Source organism: Pseudomonas sp. Irchel s3b2 (genome assembly GCF_900187445.1).
Classification (GTDB): Bacteria; Pseudomonadota; Gammaproteobacteria; order Pseudomonadales; family Pseudomonadaceae; genus Aquipseudomonas.
On sequence record NZ_FYEB01000002.1, the window covers coordinates 83,178 to 89,411 of the forward strand.

Annotated in this window: 3 protein-coding genes; 1 reads left to right on the forward strand and 2 read right to left on the reverse strand. The window is 57.8% G+C overall.

The genetic code is table 11. The annotated features are described in order from the left end of the window. Positions 1-134: 134 nt before the first annotated feature. Entirely contained in the window at positions 135-2,318 is a 2,184-nt protein-coding gene (gene uvrD, locus CKW20_RS07200; RefSeq protein WP_095052332.1) for a DNA helicase II, read from the reverse strand. Positions 2,319-2,577: 259 nt separating this feature from the next. Here uvrD and CKW20_RS07205 point away from each other — a divergent pair, with 259 nt between their 5' ends. Beyond that, the gene (locus CKW20_RS07205) at positions 2,578-5,448 is read left to right on the forward strand and encodes an EAL domain-containing protein (RefSeq protein WP_095052333.1); all 2,871 of its coding nucleotides are present in this window, start codon (positions 2,578-2,580) and stop codon (positions 5,446-5,448) included. A 62-nt stretch (positions 5,449-5,510) separates the two neighbouring features. Here CKW20_RS07205 and CKW20_RS07210 read toward each other — a convergent pair whose 3' ends face one another. Further along, a complete protein-coding gene (locus CKW20_RS07210) occupies positions 5,511-5,825 on the reverse strand; it encodes a hypothetical protein (protein ID WP_095052334.1) in 315 nt (104 codons plus the stop codon). Positions 5,826-6,234: the final 409 nt, after the last annotated feature.

A 6,234-nucleotide genomic window follows, 5' to 3' on the forward strand; every position in this document is an offset into this window, starting at 1 on the left:
CCAGCGCCACTGCGCGATCAAACTGTGGGAGCGAGCCTGCTCGCGATAGCTGCACCGCGCAATAGCAGAAACACCGCGTCATCGTTCATCGCGAGCAGGCTCGCTCCCACAGAAATCCTCCCTGACGTTCGCCATTAAACGGCTTCCAGCTTGGCGTAACCCAGCATCAACCACTTGCTGCCTTCGCTGAAGTTCACTTGCACCCGTGCCTGAGCGCCGGCGCCTTCGAAATTCAGAATCACCCCATCGCCGAACACGGAGTGCCGCACAGTCTGACCGAGGCTGAACCCGGTGTCCGGGATCTCGCTGCCGCCGAACAGGCTGCTGGAACTCTGCTGCTGACCACCGCCGAACGGACGGCTGACGCTGTTGGACAGCCGCACTTCCTGGATCAGGCCTTTCGGCACTTCACGTACGAAACGCGACACCTTGTTGTAGGTCTCGCTGCCGTACAGACGTCGGGTTTCAGCATAGGTCAGCACCAGATTCTGCATCGCCCGGGTGATACCGACATAGGCCAGGCGGCGTTCCTCTTCAAGACGGCCGGGTTCTTCCAGACTCATCTTGTGCGGAAACAGGCCTTCTTCCATGCCCACCAGAAATACATAAGGGAATTCCAGGCCCTTGGCGCTGTGCAAGGTCATCAACTGAATGCTGTCTTCGTGCTCGTCGGCCTGGGTATCTCCGGCTTCCAGCGAGGCATGACCGAGGAATGCTGACAGTGGCGACTGCTCTTCATCCTCTTCCGGATTTTCGAAGTTGCGCGCGGCGCTGACCAGTTCCTCAAGGTTTTCTACCCGAGCCTGGCCTTTCTCGCCCTTTTCCGCCTGGTGATAGGCAATCAGCCCCGACTGCTCGATGACGGTTTGGGTCATCAAATGCAGCGGCATTTCCAGGCACTTGGCGGCGAGGTCCTCGATCAGCTCCATAAATGCCCCTATGGCACCACCAGCGCGACCAGTCAGGCCTTTGTTGGCCACCAGCTGACGCATGGCTTCCCACATTGACACATGGCTGTGGCGCGCATGATCACGGATCGCTTCGACGGTTTTTTCGCCAATGCCGCGGGCCGGAACGTTAATCACCCGCTCCAGGGCCGCATCGTTTCCACGGCCTTCCAGCAAACGCAGGTACGCCATGGCGTTCTTGATTTCTGCTCGTTCGAAGAAGCGCTGGCCGCCATAAATGCGATACGGAATGCGCTCGCGCAGCAAGGCTTCTTCTAAAACGCGCGATTGGGCGTTGGAGCGGTACAAAATCGCGATATCGCTACGAGCCAAGCCGGTTTTCAGCGCGCTTTCAATGGTTTCAACCACGTAGCGTGCTTCGTCGTGTTCATTGAAGGCTGCGTACAGATTGATCGCTTCGCCTTCGCCGCCATCGGTCCACAGCTCTTTGCCCATGCGCCCGGTATTGTTGGCGATCAGCGCGTTGGCAGCTTTGAGGATCCCGGCCGTGGAGCGGTAGTTTTGCTCCAGACGAATGATCTGGGCATCCGGGAAGTCGTCGGAATACTGATAAATGTTCTCGATTTTCGCGCCACGCCAGCCGTAGATCGACTGGTCGTCGTCGCCGACCACCATCAGGCTGTCGCCACCCTTGGCCAGTAGACGCAACCAGGCATACTGCACGGCGTTGGTGTCCTGGAACTCGTCCACCAGAATGTGCCGGAAGCGCTTCTGATAATGAGCGAGCAGGCCCGGGTTATCGCGCCACAGATCGAGGGCGCGCAGCAGCAGTTCCGAGAAGTCGATGACGCCGGCGCGCAGGCATGCGGCCTCATAGGCTTCATAAATGCTGCGCATGGTCGCCAGGAACAGATCGCCGCTGGCTTGAATGTGTTGCGGACGTAGACCTTCGTCTTTCTGCCCGTTGATGAACCACTGGGCCTGCCGGACCGGCCAGCGTTGCTCGTCCAGGCCCAGCTCGCGGATCACCCGCTTGACCAGCCGTTGCTGGTCGTCGCTGTCGAGAATCTGGAAGGTCTGGCTCAGGCCGGCTTCCTGCCAGTGCGCCCGCAGCAAGCGGTGCGCCAGGCCGTGGAAGGTGCCGACCCACATGCCGGCCGGGTTGATACCCATCAGCTGCTCGATGCGATGACGCATCTCGGCAGCAGCCTTGTTGGTGAAGGTCACCGACAGAATGGAGTGGGGCGAGGCGTTTTCGACCTGGATCAACCAGGCGATACGGTGCACCAGCACTCGGGTTTTACCGGAGCCAGCACCGGCCAGGACCAACTGACGACCCACGGAGGCAGCTACGGCCTGACGTTGGGCATCGTTGAGGGAGTTCAGCAGAAGGGAGAGATCATCGCGCATCGGGGCATTCTAGGGTGCGCCGTCACCCCGGGCAAACCGAGCTTTGCATTAGCCGATGAAAGAAGCATCTATGACGACCGGTCGGTCACTGGCTGCAAGCATGGACAGGGCTCGTCTGGCTGCTTTTGGTGTTGATGCGGGTGGCTGATATTTTTGTCTGTTTTATGACCTGAGGCAGTTTGGTCCGGGCATTTGCTTGTGTATGCTCCGTTCACAATTCGGGCTCGCATGCCCCACTATAAGAACAAGAACATTGCCTATGACCCTCAGCTCCGACCTGTCGGGCCCCTCCGTGGAGCCCCGGGTTATCCGCAAACAGTACGCCATGGAAATGGCGGTCGAACGCACGCGTCTGCTGTATCAGGGTTCGCTGTTACCTACGCTGTTCATGTTGATCAACGGTCTGGTGTGCGCCGGGTTGCTCTGGAGCCCGCAGCGTTACTTCGTGGTCAGCGTCTGGCTGATCTGGCTATTGTCGCTGGTGGCGTTGCGAGTGATTCAGGTCGCGGCCTTCGATTCGGCGATTCCTCACCGTCAGGTCCATCCGGTCTGGCGTCGCATGTTCATGCTCGGCTCTGCCATGACTGGCCTGACCCTGGCCGGTGCCGGCATCGCGTTGGTGCCCGCTGACAATTTCATGCAACAAGCCTGGGTGTTCGGCCTGATCGGCGCCGCAGCCCTCTCGGCCAGCGTCGCTTATGCCGTCAGCCTGCCTGCTTTTCTGTCGTTTACCTTGCCCTGTCTGTTGCCGGCCATCGGCTATCTGTTCTGGGGTGGCGATGAACAGGAACAGGGTTGGGGCTGGTTCGGGCTGATTTTGCTGGGTTCGTTGAGCGTGGTCGCCTGGCAGGTCAATCGGCTGATCGATCAAGGGTTGCTGCGGCGCTTTCAAAATCAGGCCCTGATCGAGCACTTGCAGCAGGCGCAAAGTCGTAGCGATCAGCTCAATCACGAACTGGGTAAGGAAATCGACCAGCGCCGCCGCGCTGAAGACGAATTGCGCGAAACTCAGGTCGACCTCGAAAATCGAGTCGCCCAACGCAGTCTGGAGCTGGATGCTGCCAACCAGGCCTTGAGCAAGAGCGAAGCGCGGCTGGCGCTGGCGTTGAAGGCGAGTGAACTGGGATTGTGGGATTGGAACCTGCAGACAGACGAAGTCCATCACACTCACCTTCAGGAGCTATTTGGCCTGGAGCCGGAATTCGTGACGGCGATGCTCAGCCACCTCAAACCGCGTCTGCACCCCGACGACTTGCCATCGCTGAAGCGGGCGCTGGTCGAACACTTGAAGGGCCGCAGCGAGGATTATCAGATCGAGTATCGGGTACGGCACGGCGATGGCCATTGGGTCTGGATCGAGGACCGTGGCCGAGCGGTTGAGCGCGGCGAAAAGGGACGGGTGATCCGCATGGTCGGCACCCGCCGCGATATCAGTGCCAGCAAGGGCCTGGAAGAGCAGCGACAACTGGCGGCGACGGTGTTCGAGGCCGCCAGTGAAGGCATTGTGATTCTGGACCCGAATTACGCGTTGATTGCCATCAATCAGGCCTTCAGTCGAGTGACTGGTTACGACATCGAAGACATGCTCGGGCGCAACGTGGTCGAGTTGCCCTGCAGTCGCGACGCTCGCCGGCATTACGCAACGATTCGTCAGGCGCTGGAACAGCAGGGCACCTGGCAGGGTGAACTGGTCGAAACCCGTAAGAATGGTGAGTTGTATCCACAATGGCTGCAACTGAATGCCGTACGCGATAAGCGGGGAAATGTAAGTCATATTGTCGGCTTCTTCGCCGATCTGTCCGCCAGGCGTGAATCCGAAGAGCGTATGCGTTACCTCGCTCATTATGATGAGCTCACGGGCTTGGCCAACCGTGCGTTGTTCCGTGAACGGCTGCAAGAGGCTCATCAGCGGGTGCACCAGGGCGGGCGTCGTAGTCTGGCGTTACTGCACATCAATCTGGACCGTTTCAAGCTCCTCAACGACAGCCTCGGTCACGAAATTGCCGATCAGCTATTACAGAAAATGGCTCGACGGTTAGTCAATGCGCTACCGGAAGCGGACACCATTGCCCGTTTGTCCGGCGATGAATTTGCGGTGCTGTTCGATGCCTACGGCAACCTGTCGAGCCTGGCGCGCGTGGCGACCCGTTTGTCGACCAAGCTGCGATTGCCAATCACCGTCGAGGGTCATGAATTGGTGGTGAGCGTGTCGATGGGCATCAGCCTGTTGCCAGACACCGCACGGGACACTTCCGCGCTGGTCAGCCAGTCGAACATGGCCATGCAGCATGCCAAACACTTGGGCGGCAACAACTTCCAGTTCTATACACACAGCCTGCAAGCCAGCACGCTCGAGCGTTTTCAGCTCGAAAACCAGTTGCGCAAAGCCATCGAAGAAAAGCAGTTGAACGTGTTTTATCAACCGAAACTCTGCCTCGCCACCGGTCGGCTGAATGCCGCCGAGGCGTTGGTACGCTGGAGCCACCCGACCTTGGGCCAGGTACCGCCGGGGGATTTCATCGGTCTGGCCGAGGAAACCGGGCTGATCGGCGCTATCGGCGAATTCGTTTTGCGCCAGGCCTGTTGGCAAGCGTGTGAGTGGCAGCGACAGGGACTGGAGCCGATTCGGGTGTCGGTCAACCTCTCGGTGCATCAATTGCGTCAGGGAAAACTGGTCAGCCTGGTGCGCCAGGTGCTGGAGGAAACCGGCCTGGCGCCGCATTACCTGGAACTGGAGCTCACCGAGAGCCAGCTGTTGGATAGCGTCGAGCACATCATTGCGACCTTCCAGCAGTTGCGTGATCTTGGGGTGAAGCTGGCGATCGATGATTTCGGCACCGGTTATTCATCCCTGAGTTACCTCAAACGGATTCCGGTGGATTACGTGAAGATCGATCAGGCGTTTATCCGTGGTCTGGGGGAGAGCAGTGAGGATGCGGCGATCACCCGGGCGATCATTGCCATGGCTCATGGCCTGTCGTTGAAGGTTGTGGCAGAAGGGGTCGAGCGTCGTGAGCAGCTTGAATTCCTCAAGAATGAGCACTGCGATGAGGTGCAAGGGTATCTGATCAGTCGGCCCATCGAGGCAGATGGATTGACGGCTCTGCTGCGAGAGCAATGCGCTGTGTGAATGGCTCAACTTCCCGCCGGACATATTCGGTGTCGACGGGAAGCCAGGAAGCTAATGGGTTATTAGTGGGTAATTAGAACTTTGTCGATGTGGTGCAGCAACTTTCCTTCGTGGAAAATGCTGACGCCAGTGATGTTTGAATCGCCCAGTGCTTTATATTCAACAACTTTATCTGTTAAGACTTGCAGGGAAGCTTCACTGGAAGTTTCCAGTTTAAGCTCAAGGCGCAGATCGAAGGATTTATCTTGCAGTGCGGTCATTTCCAGCTTTGGTGTGATGCCGGTATGGGCAACGGTTACGGTGCCAAAGGTGCGGAACGAAGCGGCGCCGGGCATGCGATCGATTTGTGCGGTCCAGTCTTTTGTTTTAATAGTCATAATGTGTAGCTCCTTTAATTAAGTTTTTGCTTCCTGCCCAATCAATATATCCAACTCAACTTGTGAGTGGTTGATATTTGTTGGTTGGATTTGTAAGGCTGTATGTTTTTTTGTGCTCTGATGAACTAACAAAGTTTGAATCTTAAAGCGCGCCGTATTTGATTTTTACCGTTCAAGACATGCACTGAAGGTCCGATCAGGTCCCCGCCATTCCCGACTACAGCCTGAAAATCTTCGACACCACCCTGCACACCCTGATGGAGGTTCGCGAGAAACTCGATCCGGTGGAGTTGCAGAGGGCTGTGTCGCTCATGTCTCAGGCTCAGCGTGTCGAGTTCTATGGATTCGGTGCTTCGGGCGCAGTGGCGGCGGATGCCCAACACAAATTTTTCCGTTTACTGCTGACTGT